The sequence below is a fragment of the Streptomyces sp. NPDC030021 genome, from assembly GCF_055574035.1.
In genome coordinates this window covers 492,620-516,810 of the sequence record NZ_JBVIAH010000004.1, presented here as the reverse complement: position 1 = coordinate 516,810, position 24,191 = coordinate 492,620, and the positions used below count along the sequence as shown (strand labels likewise).

Genomic DNA, 24,191 nt, shown 5'->3' with positions numbered 1-24,191 from the left:
GCCGCCGTTCCTGACTGCTGCGATGCGCAAGATGAAAGCATGCGAACGCGCCCTCCACCCAATCCCGCTGACTTCCCGTCACGGGTGGACGGCCACCTCTGCGGACGGACGTGCAGCTTGATTCACCGAATGGTGGCGACTTCTTCACAGGATCGAGTAACACATAGGGGAGGTGCACTGCCGGCGCGGAACCGAACAGGATGAATCGCCACCGAAGGGACGGGACATAGCATGACAAATTGCCCTGCGGGGGAGGTCCGCTGTCGAGATCGCGGACGCCATGTGCAGGTTTCCTGAGGGTGCACGGGGTGACGGGTGCCTCACACCCGGTTGCCGGGCGCCCAGGGGCCGGGCGGCCCATGGGCGCAGGGTGGCGCGCCCATGGTGCCAGGTGCCGCGTCCGGGCTCCCCGTGCGGCTGGACCGGCTACTGCCAGTCGTCCCAGGGCGGCGGAGCCATCTCGTCCAGGTCGAAGGGCGGCTCGTCGTCGTCCGGCGCCGCCTCATCGCGCCGTGCCGCGGACTGTGCCGCGGACTGTGCCGCGGACTGTGCCGCGGGCGGTGCCTCCGGGTGAGCCGGAGCGGCGGACCCGGCCGGCGGTGCGGAGGCGGGGGCCGAGGCCGTGGCGCCGCACTCAGCCAGGGTGTCGAGGACGCCCTCGGCGTACTTGGCGAGCTTCGCCTCGCCGACGCCGCCGATGGTGCCCAGCTCCTCCGTCGTGGCGGGCAGCCGGGTCGCGATCTCCCGCAGCGTCGCGTCGTGGAAGACGACGTACGCCGGTACGCCCTGCTCCCGCGCCGTCTCGGCCCGCCAGGCGCGCAGGGCCAGGAAGACCGGCTCCGCCGCGGCCGGCAGGTCGACCGGCACCCGGGCGCCCTTCCCCGAGCGCGAACCGGACTCCTTGCGGGCGGGTCCGGCGGGAGCCTTCTCCTTCCGCATCGGGACGCTGCGGCGTCCGCCCAGCACCTCGCCGCTGTCCTCCGTCAGCACCAGCGTCCCGTACTCGCCCTCCACCGCCAGCAGCCGCTGCGCCAGCAGCTGGCGTACGACGCCCCGCCACTCCGCGGTGCCCAGGTCCGCCCCGACGCCGAACACCGAGAGCGCGTCGTGGTCGAACTGGATGACCTTGGCCGTCTTCTTGCCCTGGAGGATGTCGATGATCTGGCCGGCGCCGAACTTCTGCCGCCGTTCGTTCGCCAGCCGCCACACGGTCGACAGCAGCTTCTGCGAGGCGACCGTCGCGTCCCAGGACTCGGCCGGCGTCAGACACGTGTCGCAGTTGCCGCACGGCGTGCCCGACTGGCCGAAGTACTCCAGCAGCCGCACCCGGCGGCAGTCGACCGTCTCGCACAGCGCCAGCATGGCGTCCAGGTGCATGCCCAGGGAGCGGCGGTGCGTCTCGTCGCCGTCGGAACCGTCGATGAGCTTGCGCTGCTGCACCACGTCCTGCAGGCCGTACGCCAGCCACGCCGTGGCCGGCTCGCCGTCCCGGCCCGCCCTGCCGGTCTCCTGGTAGTAGCCCTCGACCGACTTCGGGAGGTCGAGGTGCGCCACGAAGCGCACGTCCGGCTTGTCGATGCCCATGCCGAACGCGATCGTGGCCACCACCACGACCCCGTCCTCCCGCAGGAACCGCGCCTGGTTCGCCGCGCGCGTCCGGGCGTCCATGCCGGCGTGGTACGCCACGGCGTCGATGCCCTGTTCCACCAGGAAGGCCGCGGTCTTCTCCACGGAGGCCCGCGAGAGGCAGTAGACGACTCCGGCGTCACCGGCGTGCTCGCTGCGGATCAGCTCCAGCACCTGCTTGAGCGGGTTGTTCTTCGGGGCGATCCGGTACTGGATGTTCGGCCGGTCGAAGCTGGCGACGAAGTGCCGGGCCTCCTCCAGGCCGAGCCGCGCCACGATCTCGGCGTGGGTGGCCTCGGTGGCCGTCGCGGTCAGCGCGATCCGGGGAACCTTCGGCCAGCGTTCGTGCAGCATCGACAGCGCGAGGTAGTCGGGCCGGAAGTCGTGACCCCACTGGGCGACGCAGTGCGCCTCGTCGATCGCGAAGAGCGAGACCGTCCCCCGGTCGAGCAGCCGCTGGGTGCTCTCGGTGCGCAGGCGCTCGGGGGCCAGGTAGAGCAGGTCCAGCTCGCCGCCGAGGAACGCCTGCTCGACGGCCTGCCGCTCGTACGGGTCCTGCGTCGAGTTGAGGAATCCGGCCCGCACCCCGAGGGTGGTCAGCGCGTTCACCTGGTCCTGCATCAGCGCGATCAGCGGCGAGATGACGATGCCCGTGCCTTCTCTGACCAGCGCCGGGATCTGGTAGCAGAGCGACTTGCCGCCGCCGGTCGGCATCAGCACGAGGGCGTCGCCGCCGCCGACGACCTGCTCGATGATCTCCTGCTGCTCACCGCGGAAGGAGCCGTAGCCGAACACGCGGTGCAGTACCTGCAGAGCGTCGGAGGTCTCGGAGGTTTCGGGGGAAGCGTCGGGGAGTGCCATCCATGAAGCCTATCGACACCCACCGACACCGGATCCCGTCCGCCCGGACCCGGAAAAAGGGGAGAGCTCCGCCCGGCGACGCCGAGTAGCCTCCCGGGATGGCGAAGACGATCAAGACGCTGAGTCCGGAAGCCGGGCGGACCGACACCGCGGGCCTGCTCGCGTTCGACGCGGACGCCGTCGCGAGGTGCGCGGCCGACGCGGCCCAGCCGTGGTGGCGCCGCCAGGCCTGCGCGGAGGCGCTGGCCGGACGGGTGCCGGAGCGGCGCGTGCCCGAGTTGATCGCCTGCGTCCAGAACGCCGGTGACGTGAGCCATGTGCGCATCGCGCTGCTGGACCTGCTCGCGGACCGCCCCGAGCTGCTGCCGTGGCTGCGGCACGAGGACCGGAACCAGGACGGCGCGTACGGCATGGCCGAAGCGGTCCTGGGGGCCCGCGGCGCGCTCGGCGACCTCATGGCGGCGGGCGCCCTGGCGACGCTCGCCTTCAGCCCGTGGCGTCGCCGGCGGGAGACCGGCGAGGCGGGGCTGGACGCACTGGCCGCACGGTACGGGTTCGAGGCGCTGCTGGCCGAACTCGACCGGGCCCGGCCCGAGGACCGCTCCGCCGGCATCCGCCTGCGCCACCACGCCGGCGAGGACGTCACCGGTGCGCTGGCGGACCCCGACCGGGTGGTCGCGTACCGCGCCCAGGAGTTCCTGACCGACCCCGAACGGCTGCGCGGCCATCTCGCCGGGGCGCCGACCGAGGAGGCGAAGCTGTGGTCCGTGTACGCGCTGCACCGGCTGACCGACGACGCCGCCGAGACCCGGCGGCTGTACGACGAGCTGGAGCGGCCCCGCGTCGAGGTGGCCGGCCTGGACGAGGAACTGCGCGCGGCGATCGTCCACGAGTACGGGCAGTGGGCCGAGGAGCGGAGCGATCCGCGGTGGCGGATCGAGGCCGTGTGCACGGAGCCGCCGCCGGCCACCGACCCGGCCGAGCGGCTGCTGCGGGCCACGGCCGCCCTCACCGCCGCGGGCCTCGCGCCGAAGCCGCCGGTCTCCTGCGGAGAGGACAACGGCTCGGGGGACGGTACGTACCACGTGATCGGCTACGGCACGAGCGAGCGCACGGTGTTCATCAGCACGCTCGGCCGGTTCGCCACCGGTGACGACGACGATCCGGACGTGCGCCGAGCCCTCGAATCCGCCGGATTCCGCTGGATCGATCACACCGTCGCCTCGATCGAGGTCACCGGCCTCTGCGTGTACTACTTCGGCAGCCGCGACCCGCTGAGGGTCGACACCCTGCTCTTCTACTGGCAGGACTAAGCCCCCCGCCTGCCCGGTACGCGCCCTGCCGTCACAGTTGCGTTCCGCCCTATGATCGTCACTCCGCGTACGAGGGGGCTGGTATGGGGGCAGGCGGGGCGGCATCGCAGCGGGCGCAGGACGCGCGGCGGCAGGAGCGGTTACTCCGGGAGCAGTGGCAGGCCGCCCGCCGGCAGGCCCTGCGGTGGGGCGCGGTCGGCGAGGGCGAACAGCGGGTACTCGCCCAGCTGTTGGTACTGACGGCCCGCGGGTGGCGGTTGCTCGTCGACCGGCAATGGTCCGGGACACGGACCGCCGACGCGGACATGCTGCTGGTGGGGCCCGGCGGTGTCTTCGTCATCGACGTCACCGCCGGCGGCGAGCCGGGCGACGGACGGGCGGCCGGGCTGCTCGCCGCCACGAAGGCCGCCGAGAGCGCGGTGGCGTCCCTCGGCATGTCACCGGTGGCGGTCCAGCCGCTCATGCTGTTCGCCGGGCAGCGTGTCGACACGAACCGCGGCCGGATACGGCTCCTGGGCGAACACGAGATCGGCCCCGTGCTGCTCTCGCAGCGGCACAGGCTGCGCGCGGAGTCGGTCCGGGCGATCGCCGATCATCTGGAGCGGGTGTTCCCGGGCTACACGGGATCGGCGGTCGACCAGCAGCTGCCGCAGGCGCCCCAGCACCACCGACCGAGCTCCCCGGACGGGCTGTTCGACCTGGAAGGGCTGCGCGACGCGGCCTTGAAGGGAGCGATGCAGGCGCCGATCGAGCAGTGGATGACCTTCCTCCACCCCGATCAGGTGGCACTGGTGCGCCGCAACTGGGCGGGCCCGGCCCGCATCAGCGGACCGGCCGGTACCGGCAAGACGGTCGTCGCCCTGCACCGTGCCGCCCACCTGGCCCGGCGGACGACCGGCCGCATCCTGTACGTCACCTTCGCCAACAACCTGCCCCGGGTGCAGAGCACCTTCCTCAAGACCATGGCCCCGGCCGTCGCCGACCGGGTGGACTTCCGCAGCCTCCACTCCTGGGCGCAGGAGTTCCTGCAGGAGCGGGGCATACCGGTACGGCTGCACGGGGACAAGGCCGAGACCGCCTTCAGCCTCGCCTGGAAGAACGTCGGCCGCGAGAGCCGCCTGGCCGAGCTCGACCCGGCCCCCACCTACTGGCACGAAGAGATCGACTACGTGATCAAGGGGCGAGGCCTCACCCGCTTCGAGGAGTACGTGACCCTCCCCAGGCGGCGGCGCAAGGCGCGCCTCCACCGTACGCACCGGCAGTCGGTCTGGGAGCTGTACGAGGCGTACGAATCGCTGCGCGGCGAGCGCGGCGTCCACGACTTCAACGACGTCCTCTCCCTGGCCCTGGCCGAAGCCGCCCGCCGGCGCGAGCGGCCCCCGTACGCGGCCGTCATCGTGGACGAGGTCCAGGACCTCACGCTCGTCGGCGTGCGCCTCCTGCACGCGCTCGTCGGTGATGTGCCGAACGGTCTGCTGCTCGTCGGCGACGGCCAGCAGACCGTGTACCCGGGCGGCTTCCGCCTCACCGACGCGGGCATCGACATCCGCGGCGACCGCGGACAGGTGCTGCGCACCAACTACCGCAACAGCAAGCAGATCCTGGACGCGGCCCTCACCGTCGTGGCCGACGACGCCTTCGAGGACATCGACGGCCTGCGCACCCCGGGGCGCCGCGACGTCGACCTCACCTACCACGACGGGGACGTCGTGCGCGTCACCAGGCCCACGGTCAACGCCCACGACAGGGAACTCCTGGACGCCCTGCGTGCCCTGCCCGACGGTGCGCGGGCCGACACCGCCCTGCTGTGCCCCTCCATGCGCGCCATCGGCCACTACCAGCGGTTGCTCACCCAGGCGGGCATCCCGGTGTGCCAGTTGGAGCACTACGACGGCCGCGCGGTCGACGCGGTGAAGCTGGGCACCTACCGCAGGGCCAAGGGCCTGGAGTTCAAGAACGTCTTCCTGCCCCGGCACGATGCGGTCTTCGCGAAGGGGACGCCGGCCGGCACGGCGGGCGGTACCACGGGCGGTACGGAGACCTCGGAGACGGCCCGGGAGCGCGAGGAGCTGCTCCGCAGCCAGCTCTTCGTGGCGATGACCCGGGCCCGTGACCTGCTGTGGCTCGGCAGCGTCGCCTAAGGCTGTCCCGTAATCCCCGGTGGATCAGCGCGCGGCGTCAGATGCGGTGCCTCGCAAGGCGGAGGGGCGCCCGCATACTGGGCGTATTCGGGTGCTCCGACAACGCGCCGTGGCGCTGCCGGCGTCCGCGATCGCCGAGGCCATCGCCTTTGCCGTCGCCCAGCCGGCCGAGGTCGGCGTCAACGAGATCGTCGTACGTCCTGCTGCGAGTACGCAGTGACCACAGGGACCGAAGGGAAGCACGAGGACGGGACGCCGGAAGGCCTCGGATAGACGGTGTCCCGCGGACCAGGCGGGGCAGGCGGTCGTGTCCGGGCCAGCCGAGGGAGCAGCGGCGCGCTCGCCGGAGGACATCGCCGAGCCCCTGTCGGTGGCGAAGCCGGCTCCGTGCGCCGGCCGCGGGTGACCGCCGGTTACGGCCGGTCGGGGACACTCCGGGGGGTTGGGCGGTGTGTCTGCGCGACCGGTGGAGGTGGAGTCCCCTTCAATGGCGCCGCATGACCTTCTCCGCACTGCACCAGCCGCCCGCGCGCGCCACCGCCCCGTACAGCCGCCGGTCGGTCCTCACGGGAGCCTTCGCCCTCGCCGCCGCCACGGCACTGCCGCTCGCCGCGGCCGGGCGGGCGTACTCCGCCGCCACCCCTGACATCATCGGCTGCGCCGCCTGGGGTGCGCGGGCGGCGTCCGAACCCGTCGTCGTCCTGGACAACCGCCCGGAGCGGATCATCGTCCACCACACGGCGACGGCGAACGTGACGGACTACTCGAAGCAGCGCGCCTTCGCCCTCGCCCGCGCGATCCAGACGTACCACATGGACGCGCAGGGCTGGATCGACACAGGTCAGCACTTCACCATCAGCCGCGGGGCCTTCGTGCTGGAAGGACGTCACCACAGCCTCGCGGAGCTGCGCACCGGCACCCGCCAGGTGCGGGCGGCGCACTGCGTCGGCCAGAACACCGTGTCGATCGGCATCGAGAACGAGGGCACGTACACCTCGCAGGACCCGCCCGAGGCCCAGTACGCGGCCCTGGCCGACCTGTGCGCCCACATCTGCGACCAGTACGGCCTGCCCGCGTCGGAGATCTACGGCCACCGCGACTTCAACGCCACCTCCTGCCCCGGCGACCACCTCTACGCACTGCTCCCGACCCTCCGCAAGGACGTCGCCGACCGCCTCGGCACGCCCGCGCCGGAGGAGGCGGCCGACCCCATCGAGGACCTGGTGCGCCAGGCCACCGGGCGGCCGGCCTCGGAGTACGCGGAATACCTCCCGGCCGGTCTCCTGCCCTGACGGTGCGCCGCCGCCCCGGGCCACCCAGGGCTACAGCCGCCAGTACGTACCGGCACGGGAATCGACATGCACCACGTGGCGGCCGACGCGCACCACGTGGTGGTCCGGTCCGGACCAGGAGCCGCAGGCGCCGTCGGCGGCGGGCAGCGGGGTCCAGATCTCCAGGAAGGTGCTGCCGTCCGGGTTGGTGCCCCGCTCGACGAGGTCCGCACCGTCCCACCGGAAGGTGCCGGCGTCTTCGCCGGGCTCGCCCGTGAGGTGGTGGAAGTGCACCTGGGAGCCGTCGAAGGACGTCGTACCGGCGAAGCCACGGCTGTCGGCGTAGTACGACCCGGCCTGCAGCCACACCACTTCGCGGTCCTCGACGAGGGGTCCGCCGTTGCGGCTGATGCCGCGCCGAAGCCAGGCACCGCGCTCGGGCACCGGGACGCCGGGGCCGTCCGTGACGTGCCCGGCCGGCCCGGGCTCAGGCGCGGTCATCGGCGGCAGGCTCGGTGGCCTCGGCGGGCTCGTCCACGGCCAGGAGCGTCAGCGGTACGTTGCCGCGTACGGCCTGCGAGTACGGGCAGACCGCGTCCGCCCGGTGCAGCAGGGGCTGGAGGTCCGCCGCACGCCACCCGGGCAGGCTGACGGTGAGCGCCACCGCGAGGCCGTAGCCCGCGGGCGTGTCCGTGGTGCCGAGCTGGACCTCGCAGGCCACGCGCGCGGTGGAGGCGTCCGCCCCGAACTCGGCGGCGACCTCCGCGAGCGCGGAGGTGAAGCAGGCGGCGAAACCGGCCGCGAACAGCTGCTCGGGGTTGGTGGTGCCGGGCACCTTCTTGCGCGGCGGGGCGAGGCGGACGTCCAGGCGTCCGTCGTCCGTGCGGACGGATCCGGTACGTCCTCCGGCGGCGTGCGCGGTCGTCCGGTACAGGCTGCGGGTGAGTGGCACGGTCATGGCGTACGGCCCATCTTGCTCGACGAGGACGCTGCCCGGGTGCGGACAGCGGACGGCGCCGCTCGTGCGGCACCTCGCGCGTCGTCGTGCGTAACCGGGTACGGCGCATCTCGTCCGGGGCCGTGGACCGGCCGCCGGACAATCTAGCAACGCGCTCCGCGATCCGGGGCCACCCCCGCGGTGAAGTACCTCACCCACCACCGACCCGGCCGCCGGCCCGGGGTCAGGGCGCGTGGTGCTGGATGCCCCGCTGACCGGGTACCCGGGTCGACCTCGGAGCGCCCGAGCGGCGGTGGCGGTCGGCTCGCTGCCGGCGGCCCGGGAACGGGTTGCGCCGCACGGTGGCGCTGGGGGCCGCGATCAGCAGGCCGACAAGTGCGAGGACCGCGACGAGGATGAGCACGTTGACAAGGTTCATGGTCCTGCCTTTCGTCGAGTATTGACTGCCTGTCACTACATTTTGTTACCGATTCGCGGACGGTTAAACACGGAGGGTGACAAGGCGTGTCGTCGAGGGTCGCGTCGGCGATGCCGATCCGGCAACATCAGCCGTGCGTGCGGGCATTGGCGCGGCACGAGCGACGGCCGTCCGCCACCGGCGGGGAACCGGGACCTTCCCCGCCGGCGCCGCACGGGCAAGAACCACCAACAGCACGGCACTTGGTGCCTCGTCCCACCGGGGTCGGCAGGATGGCGGGTGTCGTTCGTAGGCGTATCCCGGCCGGGATCACGTGGCCGGGTCGACGCGTACCGTCTCCACCCAGGACGGGGGCGCGGGCGGGGAGTTGCCGATCAGGGCGGCGATCAAGCGGCACGACGGTGTCTCGTCCGGCCACGGCGTGTACCCGTCGGTCAGCACGACCACGACGTTCGGCCGGTCGGGCAGGGCCAGGGCCGCGCCGATGCCGACCCGCATGTCCGTGCCCCCGCCACCGGCCAGGGTCACCTCGCCGGCACTGCGCACCCGGGTCACGGCATGCACGTCGGCGTCGCACGCGAGGACGGCGACCCGGTTCCCGCCGACGCCCACCTCCCGCAGGACGCCGGTGACTTCGGCGAGGGCGGCCGCGAGGTCGTCCGGGCCCATCGATCCCGAGGTGTCGAGGACGACGGCCACCCGCGGCAGCGGCCTGCGCAGACTGGGAAGCACCACCCGGCCGCCGAGCGCGGGTGTCCGGCGCGACGGGCGGCGGTACGTGTAGTCCACCGCGCCGGCCGCCCAGGCGGCGGCCTCGCGGACCGCTCCCGCCAGAGCCTGGCGCCAGTCGACGGAGGGCTCCAGAAGTTCCTCGGCCCACCGGGCCCAGCCCTCGGGGACCCGGCCCCGGGTGCGCCGGTGGGCCCGTACGGCCTCGGCGGTCTGCCGGCGCAGTGCCTCGGCCTCCACCGGGCCGACCCGGGCGGGGCCGCCGTCCTCGCCCAGCTCCCAGGGCCCGGGGGTGCCGTGCGCACCGGAACCGCAGTCCGGCCCGTGGGGCGTCGGGGGAATCGCCGGCAGGTAGGTCTCGAACAGGCCGCCCGTGGGCAGGCCGTAGAGCCTGGGCTCCATCCGGCCCTCGGGCAGCACCAGCCCGTCGGCCAGCAGGTCGTCGTTGATCTCGCAGTCCTGGGCGATGTTGACCCGGACCGGATCGCGCTGGTCGGCGGCGGGCAGGCGCTCGGCCCGGCCGTGGTGGTCGCGCAGCAGGTGCGCCACCTCGTGGATCCACACCCCGGCCAGTTCGACGACCGGGGTCGCCTCGACGAAGGCGGGCGAGACGTAGCAGCGCCAGTGCCGGTCCACGCCCATGGTGCGCACCCCGGCCGAGGGGACGACGGTCAGGGCGTACAGCGCGGAAGCGAGGTACGGACGGGTCTCGGCGGCCTTGTAACGGGCTGCCAGCAGCTTCGCGCGGTCCAGCTCCCGGCGCACGGCGGACCGGGCTCAGCTGCCGCCCGGCAGCGAGCCGGACAGCTGGAGCAGTTCCACGAAGGCGTCGATGCCCGCGGGCACCGGCCAGTCGAGGTCGCGCATCGCGGCGAGGTCGGCGGCGGCGCGGGCGGCGACGTCGGGCACGCCCGCGTCCACAGCCTTGGCGAGGACCGCCCAGCCCGCCTCCCACCGGGGGCGGGTGAGCTCGCTCTGCACGGCCGCGACGACCGCGATGAGGAAGGCCAGCTGCCGGTCGCCGCGCTCGGGCAGGGCGAAGGCGTCCGGGTCGGCCAGCACCCGGTCCGGGTCGGGCAGGTCGAGGTGTTCGAGGTACGAGAGGAGTTCGATCCCGGCGGCTTCGCCCACGGCGCCGGTGAGCGCGGCTGCCAGCGCCTCCCGGCCCGTCGAGGCCGCGTACCCCGTGGCCAGCAGCCGCAGGGCCATCTCCCAGGTACGGGGGGAGGGCCAGCCGCGGCCCCGTCCGGCGGCCTCGGCCGGCATGTGGTGGACCAGGCCCGGCCGGGCGGTGAGGAAGCCGGAGACGGCGCCGCGGGCCCGGGCGACCGAACTGGAGACCTTGGCGGGATCGACGGCCGGGATGGCCACCTCGGGCCAGGTGCCGGCCATGCCGCGGGCCACGGTGCGCGGGTTGTGCGTCCAGTCGAGGTGGACGAAGCGGTTCGCGAGCGGCGGGCTGAGGTGCCAGCCGTCCGCGGCGCTGGCGGGCGGATTGGCCGCGGCGACGATCCGTACGGCCGCAGGCAGTTCGAGGCTGCCGACCCGGCGCTCCAGGACCACGCGCAGCAGGGCCGCCTGCACGGCCGGCGGGGCGGAGGACAGCTCGTCGAAGAACAGCAGCCCGTGGCCGGTGCGGGCAAGGCGCACCGCCCAGTCCGGCGGAGCCATGGGGACACCCGTGGTGGCCGGGTCCTCGCCGACGATGGGCAGACCCGCGAAGTCGGAGGGCTCGTGGACGCTGGCGATGACGGTCTCCAGCGGCACGCCGAGCGCGGTGGCGAGCTGCTCCATGCCGGCGGACTTGCCGATGCCGGGCTCACCCCACAGGAGGACGGGCTGGTTGGCCGTCACGGCCAGTGCCAGTGCCTCCAGTTGGGGGTTGGTGGCGGGTTCGGTGCGGGTGGCGCCCAGCCGGGCACCCAGGGCGTCGGCGGCCGCCAGGGCTCGGGCGGGCCGTGACTGGGGCTGGGTCGCACTCACGCGTCGTCGTCCTCTTCCTCGTCGTCCTCGTCCTCGTCCTCGTCTTCCTCGCGGTACTCCATGTGTTCGTCGTACCAGTCGGCGCCGATGCCGGGGAACTCCTCGTCGACGCGGTCCTGCAGGAAGGTGAGGTCGGGGCGCTTGTACCGGCGGATCTCCTGGGACAGCGACAGTTCCATCTCGTCGGTGACGTCGATCCGCGAGCCGGCCGCCAGCAGGTCCCTGACGAGATCCGCCGAGCCGCCCCAGTGCACGGCGGACAGCAACGGGGTGCGCTGCCCGTTGTCCCGTGCCTCCAGGTCGAGTCCGGCCGCCAGCAGCCGGGGCAGCAGCACCTTGTGGTCGAGCAGGTGGAGGGTGTGCAGCAGGCCGCGGCCGCGGGCGTCCCGGATCCGGGGGTCCATACCCGCGTCCAGCAGCGCCACCACGGCCGGGGTGTCGCCATGCTGGATGCGCAGGAAGAGCTCGTGCCGCTGGGCCCGGAGGGCGCGCGGCAGCCGCCCCTCGCCCGTGGTCCAGCTCTGCTGCACGGCGAAGCACCCCGAGACCGCGCCGCCGAACGCCCGCATGGCACGCTCCCGTTGCTGCTCCTCGGGGGTGTGCGGTACGTCGAGTACGCCGCCTCGTGAGTGCACCTCGTGCCATGCGCCGCGGCAGCGCACGCGTACTGGCTTGCCCGTGTCGGGACCGGGCGGGCGCGCTGCCGGTCCGGCGCCGGGGAACAGCGCGGCGGACACCAGCGGGTGCAGCTCGCGCGGGGAGATCAGGCCGGTCCGGACCAGTTCGGGATCGGGGAGCCGCTGCCAGGCGTACCGGGGCAGGGCCGGTACGGCGAGTGCCTCGGCCTGTTCGACGACGCGGGCCCGGAGCCTGTCGGGACCGACGTGTTCCAGCAGCAGGTAGGAGCGCCAGCTCGCCGCGATCCGGTAGCGGTCGCCCGCTCCCGCCGCCACCAGCCGGGCCACCTCCGGTGCGAGCCGGCCGAGGTCGACCGGCATCCCGGCGAGGAGGGCCTTCGGGTCCGTCGGGCGCTGGTAGGGCTGCGGAGCGGGGACGCTCAGGTCGCACTCGATGCCCGCCGCCGCATAGGCCCCGACCGTGTCCCCCGCGGCGCGCAGCACGGCGATCCGCTCGGCGAGGCCGTCCGGGTCGGTGAAGCGCGCGCCCAGCTCGGACGCGTGGCGGGCGTCCCAGAACGGCCGGACCGCGGTCCAGTCCTCCGCGACGAAGCCGCGCCCGGTGTACGCGTTCCCCTTCTTCGCGGTGACCGGCGCGCAGTGCAGGCGCAGCCGCTGCGGGCCTTCGCTCATGCGGGGTGTGGTGACCGACAGGGTCGGACCGCCGGGGCCGCCGTAGGAGGCGAGCAGGATCCGCAGGTCGGTGGCGAGGGTGGTGCGGCCGCCCAGGTACCGGGGCAGGTGCCAGCGCAGCAGGTCCGGTGCGAGGTGCCGCAGGTCCTCCGCCACCGCCTCGGCCACGGCGGCGCCGTAACGGGCCGCGAGCCCGGGCAGTTCGAAGCCGACGTCCACGGCGGCGGCCGCGCAGGCCGCCCGCCAGTCACCGGCCAGCCGGTGCGCGGTGGCCTGCTCGATCATCCAGCCGGGCACGGCGTAGCGGCGGATCCGCCGCCATGCCAGACGGTCCTCCGGCCGCAGGCCGCCGGGCAGTTCGGCGTTCTCCACGCTCACCGGTACACACTGCCGATGGCGCGCAGGTCCGGGTGGGCCGCCCGGGCGGGACGGAGCCGCTCGGTGAACGAGCGCTTCACGCGGCGGGGCAGGCCGGGACCCAGGCCGACGTACTCCAGCGGGCTGTCCGCGGGCACCGCCGCGAGCAGGCTCTTCGCACCGCGCCCGGTGAGGCCGGTGTGGCGCAGCTCCAGACGGCGCAGGGGGCTGCCGGGGAGGGCCGCGGCCAGGGCGTACGCCCCTTCGTCGCCGGGGTCGTTGCCGGGGGAGCCGAGGCTGCGCTCCGACATGGTCCGTCCGAGGTCGAGCGCTTCGATGCCGCCGAGGGAGGCGGCCAGGCTGCGCGCTCCGGCGGCGCCGATGCCGTTGCCGCCGAGCCCGAGACGGACCGGGTGGGCGGAGTCGGCCGCGGCGCAGGCGAGGGCCGCGGCGCCCTCGTCGCCGAGGTGGTTGGCGGGGACGTACAGTTCGCGCACTCCGGCCTCCCGTATCAGGGCGGCCAGCAGCGGGGCGGCGTCCGGGCCGAGGCCGTTGCCGCCGAGGAAGAGCCGTTCCAGGGGCTGCTCGCGCTCCACCAGGGCGTCGAGCAGGAGGCGTACGCCGTCGGCGCCGATTCCGGTGTTGACGAGGTCGAGGGTGCGCAGGGCGGTGTTGCGGCGCAGCAGCGCGGCCACGGTGCGGGCGCCGTCCCCGAAGAGCGGGTTGCGCTTGAGCCAGAGGGCGCGCACGGTCGTGTCGTCGCCGAGGGCGCCGGCGAGGGAGCTCACGCCGTCCGGGCCGATCCGGTTGCAGCCGAGGTAGAGGGTGTGCAGCCCGTGGTCGCCCGTGAGGGCCTCGGCCAGGGTGCCGGCGCCCGCGTCGCCGATGGCGTTGGTACCGAGGAGCAGGTGCCTGGCGTGCGGGGAGGCGGTGGCGGCCGGCAGCAGGCGGGCCGCGCCGTCCGGGCCGAGCCCCTGCTTGCAGAGGTCGACGCGGCCGTCGGTGCGCAGGGTGCCGAGCGGGAAGGTCTCGTCGGTCTCGACGGGCCGGTCCGCGGCGAGCCGGGCGAGCAGCGGGTCGAGGCGGGCCGGGTCGGCCGGCGGCAGGTCGGGGTGCTCGATCGCGGGGCACCGTACGGGTGTCGGCTGTGTCATCACCACTCCACCGGTTTCATTCGCCGGTGCCCGGCGTCCATCACGACTTGAAGGGAGAACTGCGGAAGTAGACGCAAGACCGGTCGGATTCGAACCGACGTCCTCCAGCTCGATGCGTGGGCGCGACGACCTCTGCGCTACGGCCTTGCTGCCGGCGATCATACCCACTCGGCGGCCAGAAATCGATCACCAGTTTGGCCGATTGGTCCGTGCGCGATCGTCGCGGCCGTCACGCCCTGCGAGGCGGACCGAGTGGTTCCGGACAGGTTTTCGAGGGCGTGGGCGCCACCGAGAGGGGCGGAGGCTCGGATTCTGCTTGATGTTGCGGCGGTGGCGAGCGGCGGCAAGTGGCGACGAGTGGCCGATATTCGACCATATATTCCTGATTTGCGAAGCCCTGACACATCGTCGACATCTCCGTACGCTACGGTAACTTGACTGTCCGTTATTCCCCGGACGCCCATTGAATCCCTCTGTCAACCACCGCCCTGGCACTCCCATGCCCCGGGCGGACCGCCACGGAGAGCCACACACATGAGCACCACCGCATACAGCCGAATAGAAGCCTTAGGCGTCTGTCTTCCGGCAGCAGTCCAGACCACTCCGCAACTCGCCGCCCTGGTCCCGGGGCTGGGGGAGGCGGACATCGAGAAGATCACCGGGATCACCGAGCGGCGCGTGTACGACCCCGAACCGGGGGCCGGCGAGGATTCGTTCGGGATGGCCCTGTCCGCCGCCCGGGACGCGCTGGAGTCCTCCCGCTACCGGGCCGCCGACCTCGACATCGTCATCTCCGCCTCGATCACCCGCTTCAAGGACGGCGGTCGCTTCACCTTCGAGCCGTCCTTCGCCGCGATGCTGGCCGGGGAGCTGGGCGCCCGCTCCGCCATTCACTTCGACGTCTCCAACGCCTGCGCCGGAATGATGACCGGCGTGTGGCTGCTCGACCGGATGATCCGCTCCGGCGCCGTGCGGCGCGGCCTGGTCGTCAGCGGCGAGCAGGCGACCCGCGTCGCGCAGACCGCCGCACGCGAGATGACCGACTCCTACGACCCGCAGTTCGCCTCGCTGTCCGTCGGGGACTCGGCGGCCGCGGTCGTCCTGGACGTCTCCACCGACGCCGCCGACCGCATCCACTACATCGAGCTGATGACCTGCTCCGAGTACTCCCACCTGTGCATGGGCATGCCGAGCGACCGCAACCCGGGCATCGCCCTCTACACGGACAACAAGAAGATGCACAACCGCGACCGGCTCAAGCTGTGGCCGCGGTTCCACGGGGACTTCCTGGCCAAGAAGGGGCGGGCGTTCGCCGGTGAGGAGTTCGACCACGTCATCCAGCACCAGGTCGGCACCCGCTTCATCGACTACGTCAACCAGACGGCCGAGGCCGAGTTCGCCGCCCCCATGCCCGACTCCCTCTCCGTGGTCGAGCGGTACGGAAACACTGCCACCACCTCGCACTTCCTGACGCTGTGCGAGCACCTCAGGGCGGGCGGCGCCCGCCCCGGGGCCAAGTACCTGCTGGTGCCGGCCGCCTCCGGCGTGGTCACCGGCGCCCTGTCCGCGACGCTGACGAACGTGGGGGTCTGAACCATGGGCATGGTCATCACCGCAGCCGCAACCGCCCTGCCCGACACGGCGACCGCCCCGGCCTCCGTCGTGGACCTCGCAGGCCGCGCCGCCCGCGGCGCCCTGGCCCGGGCCCAGGTGTCGGCATCCTCGATCGGCGTCCTCATCAACGTCGGCGTCTACCGCGAACACAACACCTTCGAACCGGCCATGGCGGCCCTGGTCCAGAAGGAGGTCGGCATCAACCTCGACTACATCGCCGACCCCGAACCGGCCGCCGGCTTCTCCTTCGACCTCATGAACGGAGCCTGCGGCGTACTCAACGCCGTCCAGGCGGGCCAGGCCCTGCTGGAGACGGGAAGCACCGAACGGCTCCTGATCACCGCTGCCGACGTGCACCCGGGCGGCGACGCGGACCGCGACCCCGGCTACCCGTACGCGGACCTGGCCGGCGCCCTCCTGCTGGAGCGCAGTGCCGACCCCGACGCCGGATTCGGGCCGGTACGCCACTACACCGCCGACCGGCCCACCGACGTCGAGGGCTACCTCGACACCGACACCATGGGCCGGCACGGGCGGACCACGATCACCGTCCGGCGCGAGCCGGACCACGCGCAGCGGCTGGGCGAGTTCGCGGCGAGTGCCGCCGCCGACTACGCGCAAGAGATCGGCATCGACCTCGACCGGACGCTGGTGATCGGCCCGTCCGCGACCGCTGACGGCGCCGGGGTGAAGGGCGAGCCGCACACCGCGGCGCCGGTCCTCGGCTACCTCCGGGTGCTGGACGGCGTACGCCACGACGACCACGACCAGTTGCTGTTCGTGTCGGTCGGCGCCGGCCCCAGTGCGGCGTGTGCCCTCTACCGGCCCGAGGGGTGGTGAGCCCCGTGCCGCAGACGATACCGACCGGCGGCGGCCCCGCCGTGGAGCAGCAGGACACCGGCACGGACAGCGTCGCCGGATGGCTCGAGCGGAACGCCCGCGCCTTTCCCGGCAAGCCGGCCGTCATCCACCCCGACGGCCGCGGCTCCGGCAGCTACGCCACCCTCACCTACGGTGAGTTGCAGGAGACCGTCGAGGAGCTGGCCCGCGGATTCAGGCGCGCCGGGATCACCCGGGGCACCAGGACGGTGCTGATGGCCCCACCCGGGCCGGAGCTGTTCGCCCTCTGCTTCGCGCTGTTCCGGGTCGGAGCCGTGCCGGTCGTCGTGGATCCCGGCATGGGCGTACGGCGGATGCTGCACTGCTACCGGGCCGTGGGGGCGGAGGCGTTCATCGGGCCGCCCCTCGCCCAGCTCGTGCGCGTCCTGGGCCGCCGTACCTTCGCCGGGGTACGCGTGCCCGTCACCCTGGGACGGCGCCGGCTCGGCCGCGGCCACACGCTGGCCGCGCTGCGCACCACCCCCGCGACCGGGACGTACGCGGACGCGGACGCTGCCGCGCCGGCCGGCGGGGACGACCTGCTGATGATCGGCTTCACCACCGGAAGCACGGGCCCCGCCAAGGGAGTCGAATACACCCACCGCATGGCGCTGTCCATGGCCCGCCAGATAGAAGCCGTCCACGGCCGCACGCGCGACGACGTCTCCCTGGTCACCCTGCCCTTCTACGGGGTGCTCGACCTGGTCTACGGATCCACCCTGGTCCTGGCGCCGCTCGCGCCCGCCCGGGTCGCCCAGGCGGACCCGGCGCTGCTCGTCGACGCGCTGGAACGTTTCCGCGTCACCACGATGTTCGCCTCGCCCGCCCTGCTGCGGAACCTGGCCGGGCACCTCACCGGCGCCGCCCGCGGCCGCCACCCGCTGCCCGACCTGCACTGCGTCGTCTCCGGCGGGGCCCCGGTGCCCGATGCGGTCGTGGCCGCGCTGCGCTCCGTCCTCGACGAGAAGGCGCGGATCCATGTGACCTACGGGGCCACGGAGGTCCTGCCGATCACCTCGATCGAGGCGGCCGAGATCCTCGGCGACGACGAGGCCGGCACGGGGCGCGAAGACGGCGGTATTGCGGCAGGTACCGCGGCCGGTGCCGCCGCGGGCGAAGGGACCTGCGTCGGCCGGCCCGTCCCCGGCACCCGCGTGGCCATCGCCCCCGTCACCGACGGCCCGCTCGCCCGCTTCGACTCCGCGACCGGCCTGCCGGCCGGGCGCGTCGGCGAGATCCTGGTCCACGGCGAGTCCGTCAGCCGGCGCTACCACCGGGCCCCGCAGTCCGACGCCGCGCACAAGGCGACCGAGGAACGCCCCGACGGCGAAGCCCCCCGCATCTGGCACCGGACCGGCGACCTCGGCCATCTCGACGCCGAAGGACGCCTGTGGTTCTGCGGGCGTTCGGCCCAGCGGGTCCGCACCAGCCACCGGGACCTGCACACTGTGCGCTGCGAGGGAGTCTTCAACGCCCACCCCCTGGTCCGGCGCACCGCCCTGGTCGGCATCGGGCCGGCCGGCGCGCAACGGCCGGTCATCTGCGTGGAGACCGAGACCGGGGCGGACGGGACGGCGCTCGACGAAGGCGCGTGGACGAACCTGGTCGCCGAGCTGCGCACGATGGCCGAGGAACACGCCCCGACCACCGGCCTCCAGGAGTTCCTGCGCCACCCCGGCTTCCCGGTGGACATCCGGCACAACGCCAAGATCGGCCGCGAGGAGCTGGCCCGCTGGGCCGAGCGGCAGCAGGCCCGGCCCGCGTCGTCCGCGGGCCGGCGGGCGGCCCGGATCGTGCCGCTCGCCGGATGGGCGTACCTCGTCGGCGGGGCGGTGTGGGCAGCGACCGGGGACGTCCCCGACCTCCCGGTACTGCGGTGGCTGTGGTGGATCGACGCCTTCCTCAGCATCGGCGTGCACGCCGCGCAGATCCCGCTCGCGCTGCCGCGCGGCCGGGAGGCCGGACACGGGACCGCCTCGGTGGTCGGGCGCACCATGCTCTACGGCGCGACCTGGTGGCGGGCGCTGTGAAGATCCTGGTCACCGGAGCATCCGGATTCCTGGGCGGACACCTGGTCGACGGCGCCCTGCGCCACGGCCATCAGGTCCGCGCCCTGGTCCGCCCCGGCAGGGACGCCGTGCGACTGGGCTCCCTGCCCGGAGTCGAGGTCGTCACCGGCGACCTCACCGACGGCGACTCGCTCGGGCGGGCGGCAGAGGGCTGCGAGGCGGTCCTGCACAGCGCGGCACGGGTCGTCGACCACGGCAGCCGCGCGCAGTTCGAGGCCGCCAACGTCACCGGCACGCAGCGGCTGCTGGCGGCGGCGCGGTCGGCGGGGGCACGGCGGTTCGTGTTCGTCTCCAGCCCGAGCGCGCTGATGCGGGTACGGGAGGGCGACCGGCTCGGCATCGACGAGAGCACCCCGTACCCGGAGCGGTGGTTCAACCTCTACTGCGAGACGAAGGCGATCGCCGAACAGCACGTACGAGCCGCCGACGGACCGGAGTTCACCACCTGCGCGCTGCGCCCGCGCGGCATCTGGGGGCCGCGCGACCACGCCGGATTCCTGCCGCGCATGGTCGACGCCATGCGCGCGGGCCGGCTGCCCGACCTGTCGGGCGGCAAACGGGTCCTGGTCTCGCTCTGCCACGTCGACAACGCCGTGGACGCCTGCCTGCGGGCCGCGCTCGCCCCCGCCGGGCGGGTCGGCGGCAAGGCCTACTTCGTCGCGGACCGCGAGGAGACGGACCTGTGGCCGTTCCTGGCCCGGGTCGGAGCCCTCTTCGACTGCCCGCCGCCCGCCCCGCGCATCCCGCTCGTCCTCGGCCGTGGGCTGGCCGCGGCGGTCGAGACGGGCTGGCACCTGCGCCGCCGGTCCGCGGGCGGGGGAGGCAGCGGGGGAGGCGGCACGGACGCGGCTCCGCCGCTGAGCCGCTACATGATGGCGCTGCTGACCCGCTCGGCGACGTACGACACCGCTGCCGCCCGCCACGACCTCGGCTACGCGGCCCCGCGCACCCAGGCCGACGGGCTGCGAGCACTGCGGGAGTGGGTGAACGAGGTGGGCGGCGTCGCCGCCTGGACCGCCGACGGCCCGGCCGCTTCCACCGGCACCGCCGCACCGGCCCGCCACCCCGCACCCGACCACACCGAACAAGGGACCACGAAGTCATGACCTCCCATCAGGTCGATGCCGGTGCCGACACCGGCACCGATTCCGGTGTCGGTGTCGGCACCGGTGTCCGCTACCGGCGTCCGGTGTCGCCCACCGAACGCCTCTACCTCTCCGCCGGGGACGCCCGCGGGGCCATGGCCCTGCGCATCGTCGTCGAGGGCGACGGCGTACCCGCCCCCCAGGACCTCCAGGCAGCCCTGGCACGGGCCGCCGAGTCATGCCCGGGGTCACGGCTCGTGCACGCCGGGGCGATGTGGAGCGCCGGGGGACCGCCGCCGCAGGCGCGGTACGACGTACCGCGCGCCGGTGCGTACGCCGACTCGGCGCCGGGGACGTACGCGTTGCCCGCCGGGCCGTCGCGGCGGACGGAGCCGCCGGGCTGCGAGGTGCTGGTCGTGCCCGGCGCCGACGGGACGGCGGCCACCACCGTCGTCTTCAGCGTCTCGCACGCCATGATGGACGGTCACGGCGCCCTGACCTGGGTACGGGAGGTCTTCCGAGCCCTGCGCGGCGAGCCCGCCCGGCCCGCGCTCGACGCGGACACCGACGCCGGGCTGCTGCGCCGGCTCGGCAGCACCAGGACGCGGCCCACGCCGACGCCTCCCCGGCGCTCCCCGCTCGGCCCGGCCGACGGAGGCGGCCGCGCGCTCCGGACGCTGTGGCTGCGCCGCACCCTGCCCGGCCGCCATCCCGCGCTCACCGCCCGCCTCGCCCAGGCCCTGACCGACGCCGCAGGGCTCGACACCCGCGTCATGGTCCCCGTCGACCTGCGCCGCCACCGCCCCGGGATCGCGGCCACGGGCAACCTGAGCCTGCCGCTGTTCCTGGACCTGCGCCCCGGGGAGGACTGGACGGCCGCGCACACCCGCCTGCTGACCTCCCTGGCCGGGAACCGCGAACTCGCCGCCGGGTTCGAAACGGCCCTCGCACCGCTGCCGCGGCCCGTGACCGCCGCTCTGCTGCGCACCGCCCAGGCCGTGGCGTCACGCACCGACCGCCACCTCGCTTCGGCCGTCGTCTCCCACCTCGGCCGCCTGGACCTGGCGGAGTTCTCCGGCGGCGGCTTCACGGCGTCCACGGCCTACGCACTGCCGGTGCACGCCCCACTGGTCCCGCTCTCCCTGGTCGCCGCCGAGAGCGGAACGGCGACCGAGATCACGCTCGGCGTCCGCGGCGGGGGCCCGGACCTCGCCGCCCGCGCCGCGGGGTTGCTGGACACCGTCCTGGCCGGCCTCGAAACCGAGGGTACGGCTGCGGAGGTCCGCCCCGAGGGCGGTGCGGTGGCGGGTCCGGCGACCGCATCTCCGGCGCACCTCTCCGTCGAGGCGGACGCCGCTGCCATGGGCCCCGCACCGCAGGCGGCACAGCCGGCTCCGGCGGTCCCGGACCCGGCGGTCCCGGACCCGGCGGTCCCGGACCCGGCGGTCCCGGACCCGGCGGTCCCGGACCCGGCGGTCCCGGACCCGGCGGTTCCCGAACTCACCGTCGTGGACGCCTTCCGCGCCCAGGCTGCCCGCACCCCCGACGCGCCCGCGCTCGACGGGCCCGAGGGCGTGGTCACGTACGCCGAACTCGACCGGCGCTCCGACACCGTCGCGGCCGGGCTCCGGCGGCGCGGCGTAGGACGCGAGGACCTGGTGGGACTGGTCGTCGACCGTACGTCCGCCGGCGTGTGCGCCCTGTGGGGCGTCCTCAAGGCGGGCGCCGCCTACGTGCCGCTCGACCCCGGCCATCCCGGAGTGCGGATCCAGGAGATCCTCCAGAGGGCCGGCGTCGGTCTCTGCCTGACCGGACGACACCTGGCCGAGGACCTCGCCCCCTTCGTACCCGGCACCCTGCTCGCGGTCGAGGATCTCCTCGACGGCCCTGCCCCCGGCCCGGACACGGAAACGGAGGACGCAGCGGACGTACGGCCCGCGGACCTCGCGTACGTCATCCACACCTCCGGTTCCACCGGCCGCCCCAAGGGCGTGCAGATCGAGCACGGAAGCCTCATGGGATTCGTCCGCTGGATGACCGGCGTCTGCCAGGTCACCGGCCGCACGCGCTTCGGCTTCGCCTCCTCCTACGCCTTCGACATCTCGTGCTTCCCCCTCTTCCTGCCCCTGCTGGCCGGCGGCACGGCCGTCCTCGCCCCCGGCACGCCCTCGCCCGCCGCCCTGCGCGAGCTCGTCGCCGAGCACCGCGCCGACACCCTCGCACTCACCCCCTCCCACCTCGCCCTTCTCGGCGGCACGGGCAGCGGCCCCGCGCACCGCCTGCGCACCCTCCTGCTGGGCGGCGAGCCCCTCACCCCCACCGCCGTACGGTCCGCGCACGCCGCCTTCGGGGCCGACTGCCGTGTGATCAACGCGTACGGGCCCACCGAGGCGACCGTCGCCGTACTCGCCCACACCGTGCACGGCGGCGAGAACGGCGCCACCGTCCCGATCGGCCTCCCCGGCCCGTACGCCCGGGTCGACCTCGTCACCAAGGACGGCGAGACCATCGGCAGCGGACCGGGCGACACCGGTCGCACCGGCGAGATCGTCGTACGCGGGATCCAGGTGGCCCGCGGCTACCTCGGTCCGTCCGACGGCCGTCCCTCACCCTTCACCACCGGATCCGACGGCGTCCGCGCCTACCGCACCGGTGACCTCGGGCGCCGACTGGCCGACGGAGCGGTCGAGTTCGCCGGGCGCATCGACGAGCAGGTGAAGATCGCTGGGCACCGCGTCGACCCCGCCGAGGTCGTCGCCGCCCTCGAAGCCCACCCGGCCGTGCACCGCGCCGTCGTCGTACCCCGCCGCCGCCCGCGCTCCACGGCGGCCGTGCTCTGCGCGTACGTACTGCCGCACGCCGGTGATCCCGCGGTGGACGGGGACCTGGGCGGGGAGCTGGGCGGCGCCCTGCGGACCGAGCTCACCCGGACACTCCCGGCGTACCTCGTCCCCGCCCATGTCCTCGTGATGGACACCCTGCCCAGCACGGTCAGCGGCAAGGCCGATCTCGACGCCTTCCCCGACCCCTTCGCCCCCTCCACACCGGTCGCACCCACACCGGCAACCGTCACCGTGGAGGCACGTGTCAGGCACCACTGGGCGGAGATCCTCGGCGTCGACGGCGCGCTGCTGTCGGCGGACTCCGAATTCCACGCCCTCGGCGGCGATTCCCTGGCCCTCGTCGAGATGCTCAGCGCCGTCTCCGCGGATCTGCTGACCCCCGGTCAGGCCCAGCGGTTCACCGGCCGTCTCGACTGCCTCGTACGCAACCTGACGCTGGAGCAGGTCTGCGAGCACCTGACCGCCGCCCGCGAGGAGGCGTCCGCATGATCTTCGTAGGAGAGGGAGCCTTGCTCCGCCGCGCCGTCACCCACGCGGCCACCCGCGGTCACCCGGTCGACCTGGTCTGCTCCGTCGACCCGCTGGACGCCGCGGCCGCCGACGCGCCCCACCTCGCGGGGGTGGACGTCAACGCCCACGCCGACACCCTGGCCCGGGCCTGCTCCGACGGCATCGTCTGGTCCCTCAACAACCGGCAGATCTTCCGGGAGCCCCTGCTCCGGGCCGACGGCCTGCGCATCCTGAACATCCACAACGGACTGCTGCCGCGGCATCGCGGACTGCCCTCGGTTGCCGTCCTGTTCGCCCTGCTGCACGGCGACACGGAGTACGGCGCCACCGTCCACGAGGTCGACACCGGCATCGACACCGGTCCGGTCCTGGCCGAACGCCGCTTCCCCGTCGGGCCCGAGGACCGCTACCACCAGGTCATGCTCCGCGGCATCCGTGCCTGCCAGGCCCTGTTCGAGGAGACCCTCCCGGCGGTCACCGCCGGAACCGCCCTACCCGCACGCACCGCGGCGGCGGAACCGTCCGCGTACTACGGCCTGCGCGCCCTGGACCGGCTCGACACCTATCGCGACCACCCCGCCTACCCCCGCGCCACCGACCTCGGCCCCTTCGCCGCCCACGCGCCCGAGATCGCCCGGGCGCTGTCCCGCCCGCCCTCGCTCAGACCTCCCCGGGGGTGTTCAGGCGAGTGATCTCGGCGGCGTATGCGGCGGTGCGGACCGCCGAAGTACCGGAGACGTACAGTCCGGTGCCGACCGTGGCCAGAGGGAGGGAGAGCAGCAATGCGGCAAGTATCGGGCCCAGGTCGCGCTCGGCGTCACAGCGCTCGCCCTCGTCCTTCTGGTACGACACCGTGAATTCGGTGTCCTGGTGGAAGGCGCGGGAGTCACACTCGATGGGCTCGGAGTTCTCGCCGCGGTCGATGCTGAAGGGGAAGACGAGCAGGTAGGCCACCCAGAGCCAGATGACGGCGGCCGCGGCCGTCAATCCCCGCCCCCACCCCTGCTCGCGCAGGCCGCGCACACGGAACTCTCTGTCGTACACCTGTGCCGATGAATTCATGGGGTGAA

The 24,191-nt window shown here is 73.9% G+C and carries 18 protein-coding genes, 2 pseudogenes and 1 riboswitch; of the genes and pseudogenes, 10 read left to right on the top strand and 10 right to left on the bottom strand.

Annotated features, from left to right (window positions below; all coding sequences use genetic code 11):
* Positions 1–426: 426 nt before the first annotated feature.
* Complete coding sequence (recQ, locus tag ACZ4YL_RS11220) at positions 427–2,487, bottom strand: DNA helicase RecQ (protein WP_468115556.1); 2,061 nt, start codon at positions 2,485–2,487, stop codon at positions 427–429.
* A gap of 98 nt (positions 2,488–2,585) precedes the next feature.
* Here recQ and ACZ4YL_RS11215 point away from each other — a divergent pair, with 98 nt between their 5' ends.
* From ACZ4YL_RS11215 to ACZ4YL_RS11200, 4 genes and pseudogenes are all read left to right on the top strand, one after another.
* The gene (locus ACZ4YL_RS11215) at positions 2,586–3,800 is read left to right on the top strand and encodes a hypothetical protein (RefSeq protein WP_468115554.1); all 1,215 of its coding nucleotides are present in this window, start codon (positions 2,586–2,588) and stop codon (positions 3,798–3,800) included.
* Between the two features lie 83 nt (positions 3,801–3,883).
* Positions 3,884–5,941 carry a nuclease-related domain-containing DEAD/DEAH box helicase gene (locus ACZ4YL_RS11210; protein WP_468115552.1) on the top strand — a complete coding sequence of 686 codons (2,058 nt, stop codon included), beginning with the start codon at positions 3,884–3,886 and terminating at the stop codon, positions 5,939–5,941.
* Between the two features lie 103 nt (positions 5,942–6,044).
* Positions 6,045–6,161, top strand: a pseudogene (locus ACZ4YL_RS11205) (oxidoreductase); the annotation flags it as partial.
* 277 nt (positions 6,162–6,438) lie between these two features.
* Positions 6,439–7,233: a peptidoglycan recognition protein family protein gene (locus tag ACZ4YL_RS11200; protein ID WP_468115550.1), complete on the top strand. Its 795-nt coding sequence runs from the start codon at positions 6,439–6,441 to the stop codon at positions 7,231–7,233.
* A gap of 30 nt (positions 7,234–7,263) precedes the next feature.
* On the opposite strand, the gene ACZ4YL_RS11195 is transcribed toward ACZ4YL_RS11200, so the two are convergent.
* The 8 genes and pseudogenes from ACZ4YL_RS11195 to ACZ4YL_RS11160 all read right to left on the bottom strand — a co-directional run bounded on the left by ACZ4YL_RS11195 (position 7,264) and on the right by ACZ4YL_RS11160 (position 14,268).
* Positions 7,264–7,713 (bottom strand): hypothetical protein, encoded by a 450-nt coding sequence (locus ACZ4YL_RS11195; protein ID WP_468115548.1) that lies wholly within the window; start codon positions 7,711–7,713, stop codon positions 7,264–7,266.
* Positions 7,700–8,170 (bottom strand): Ohr family peroxiredoxin, encoded by a 471-nt coding sequence (locus tag ACZ4YL_RS11190; RefSeq protein ID WP_468115546.1) that lies wholly within the window; start codon positions 8,168–8,170, stop codon positions 7,700–7,702. Before ACZ4YL_RS11190 ends, ACZ4YL_RS11195 begins: the two co-directional genes overlap by 14 nt.
* Positions 8,171–8,245: 75 nt before the next feature.
* A riboswitch (guanidine-III (ykkC-III) riboswitch) is annotated at positions 8,246–8,308 on the bottom strand.
* A gap of 85 nt (positions 8,309–8,393) precedes the next feature.
* On the bottom strand, positions 8,394–8,588 hold the full coding sequence (locus tag ACZ4YL_RS11185) for a hypothetical protein (RefSeq protein WP_468115544.1): 195 nt from the start codon (positions 8,586–8,588) through the stop codon (positions 8,394–8,396).
* 309 nt (positions 8,589–8,897) lie between these two features.
* Entirely contained in the window at positions 8,898–10,082 is a 1,185-nt protein-coding gene (locus tag ACZ4YL_RS11180) for a vWA domain-containing protein (protein WP_468115542.1), read from the bottom strand.
* Positions 10,083–10,094: 12 nt separating this feature from the next.
* Entirely contained in the window at positions 10,095–11,300 is a 1,206-nt protein-coding gene (locus ACZ4YL_RS11175) for an AAA family ATPase (RefSeq protein WP_468115540.1), read from the bottom strand.
* Positions 11,297–12,988, bottom strand: coding sequence for an ankyrin repeat domain-containing protein (locus tag ACZ4YL_RS11170; RefSeq protein WP_468115538.1), 1,692 nt, complete (start codon positions 12,986–12,988; stop codon positions 11,297–11,299). Before ACZ4YL_RS11170 ends, ACZ4YL_RS11175 begins: the two co-directional genes overlap by 4 nt.
* Positions 12,985–14,121 (bottom strand): leucine-rich repeat domain-containing protein, encoded by a 1,137-nt coding sequence (locus ACZ4YL_RS11165; protein ID WP_468115536.1) that lies wholly within the window; start codon positions 14,119–14,121, stop codon positions 12,985–12,987. Before ACZ4YL_RS11165 ends, ACZ4YL_RS11170 begins: the two co-directional genes overlap by 4 nt.
* Positions 14,122–14,195: 74 nt before the next feature.
* Positions 14,196–14,268 (bottom strand): annotated as a pseudogene (locus ACZ4YL_RS11160).
* Positions 14,269–14,655: 387 nt separating this feature from the next.
* On the opposite strand from ACZ4YL_RS11160, the gene ACZ4YL_RS11155 reads away from it, so the two are divergent.
* Genes ACZ4YL_RS11155 through ACZ4YL_RS11130 form a run of 6 tightly spaced genes read left to right on the top strand, consistent with a single transcriptional unit; the run spans position 14,656 to position 23,813 of the window.
* Positions 14,656–15,714, top strand: a complete 1,059-nt coding sequence (locus ACZ4YL_RS11155) for a 3-oxoacyl-ACP synthase III family protein (RefSeq protein ID WP_468115534.1) — start codon at positions 14,656–14,658, stop codon at positions 15,712–15,714.
* Positions 15,715–15,723: 9 nt separating this feature from the next.
* Complete coding sequence (locus ACZ4YL_RS11150; RefSeq protein WP_468115532.1) at positions 15,724–16,575, top strand: hypothetical protein; 852 nt, start codon at positions 15,724–15,726, stop codon at positions 16,573–16,575.
* Positions 16,576–16,580: 5 nt separating this feature from the next.
* A complete protein-coding gene (locus tag ACZ4YL_RS11145) occupies positions 16,581–18,644 on the top strand; it encodes a fatty acid CoA ligase family protein (protein WP_468115530.1) in 2,064 nt (687 codons plus the stop codon).
* Positions 18,629–19,789, top strand: a complete 1,161-nt coding sequence (locus ACZ4YL_RS11140; RefSeq protein ID WP_468115528.1) for an NAD-dependent epimerase/dehydratase family protein — start codon at positions 18,629–18,631, stop codon at positions 19,787–19,789. The genes ACZ4YL_RS11145 and ACZ4YL_RS11140 overlap by 16 nt, the downstream gene beginning before the upstream one ends.
* Positions 19,786–23,100 carry an amino acid adenylation domain-containing protein gene (locus ACZ4YL_RS11135; protein WP_468115526.1) on the top strand — a complete coding sequence of 1,105 codons (3,315 nt, stop codon included), beginning with the start codon at positions 19,786–19,788 and terminating at the stop codon, positions 23,098–23,100. The genes ACZ4YL_RS11140 and ACZ4YL_RS11135 overlap by 4 nt, the downstream gene beginning before the upstream one ends.
* Positions 23,097–23,813 carry a formyltransferase family protein gene (locus tag ACZ4YL_RS11130; protein ID WP_468115524.1) on the top strand — a complete coding sequence of 239 codons (717 nt, stop codon included), beginning with the start codon at positions 23,097–23,099 and terminating at the stop codon, positions 23,811–23,813. The genes ACZ4YL_RS11135 and ACZ4YL_RS11130 overlap by 4 nt, the downstream gene beginning before the upstream one ends.
* Here ACZ4YL_RS11130 and ACZ4YL_RS11125 read toward each other — a convergent pair.
* Entirely contained in the window at positions 23,782–24,183 is a 402-nt protein-coding gene (locus tag ACZ4YL_RS11125; RefSeq protein WP_468115522.1) for a hypothetical protein, read from the bottom strand. The two genes, ACZ4YL_RS11130 and ACZ4YL_RS11125, sit on opposite strands and share 32 nt — an antisense overlap.
* Positions 24,184–24,191 lie beyond the last annotated feature (8 nt).

Coding starts and splice junctions, on each gene's coding strand:
- recQ (WP_468115556.1), bottom strand. CDS start 2,487: ATGGCACTCCCCGACGCTTCCCCCGAAACCTCCGAGACCTCCGACGCT.
- ACZ4YL_RS11215 (WP_468115554.1), top strand. CDS start 2,586: ATGGCGAAGACGATCAAGACGCTGAGTCCGGAAGCCGGGCGGACCGAC.
- ACZ4YL_RS11210 (WP_468115552.1), top strand. CDS start 3,884: ATGGGGGCAGGCGGGGCGGCATCGCAGCGGGCGCAGGACGCGCGGCGG.
- ACZ4YL_RS11200 (WP_468115550.1), top strand. CDS start 6,439: ATGACCTTCTCCGCACTGCACCAGCCGCCCGCGCGCGCCACCGCCCCG.
- ACZ4YL_RS11195 (WP_468115548.1), bottom strand. CDS start 7,713: ATGACCGCGCCTGAGCCCGGGCCGGCCGGGCACGTCACGGACGGCCCC.
- ACZ4YL_RS11190 (WP_468115546.1), bottom strand. CDS start 8,170: ATGACCGTGCCACTCACCCGCAGCCTGTACCGGACGACCGCGCACGCC.
- ACZ4YL_RS11185 (WP_468115544.1), bottom strand. CDS start 8,588: ATGAACCTTGTCAACGTGCTCATCCTCGTCGCGGTCCTCGCACTTGTC.
- ACZ4YL_RS11165 (WP_468115536.1), bottom strand. CDS start 14,121: ATGACACAGCCGACACCCGTACGGTGCCCCGCGATCGAGCACCCCGAC.
- ACZ4YL_RS11155 (WP_468115534.1), top strand. CDS start 14,656: ATGAGCACCACCGCATACAGCCGAATAGAAGCCTTAGGCGTCTGTCTT.
- ACZ4YL_RS11150 (WP_468115532.1), top strand. CDS start 15,724: ATGGTCATCACCGCAGCCGCAACCGCCCTGCCCGACACGGCGACCGCC.
- ACZ4YL_RS11135 (WP_468115526.1), top strand. CDS start 19,786: ATGACCTCCCATCAGGTCGATGCCGGTGCCGACACCGGCACCGATTCC.
- ACZ4YL_RS11130 (WP_468115524.1), top strand. CDS start 23,097: ATGATCTTCGTAGGAGAGGGAGCCTTGCTCCGCCGCGCCGTCACCCAC.
- ACZ4YL_RS11125 (WP_468115522.1), bottom strand. CDS start 24,183: ATGAATTCATCGGCACAGGTGTACGACAGAGAGTTCCGTGTGCGCGGC.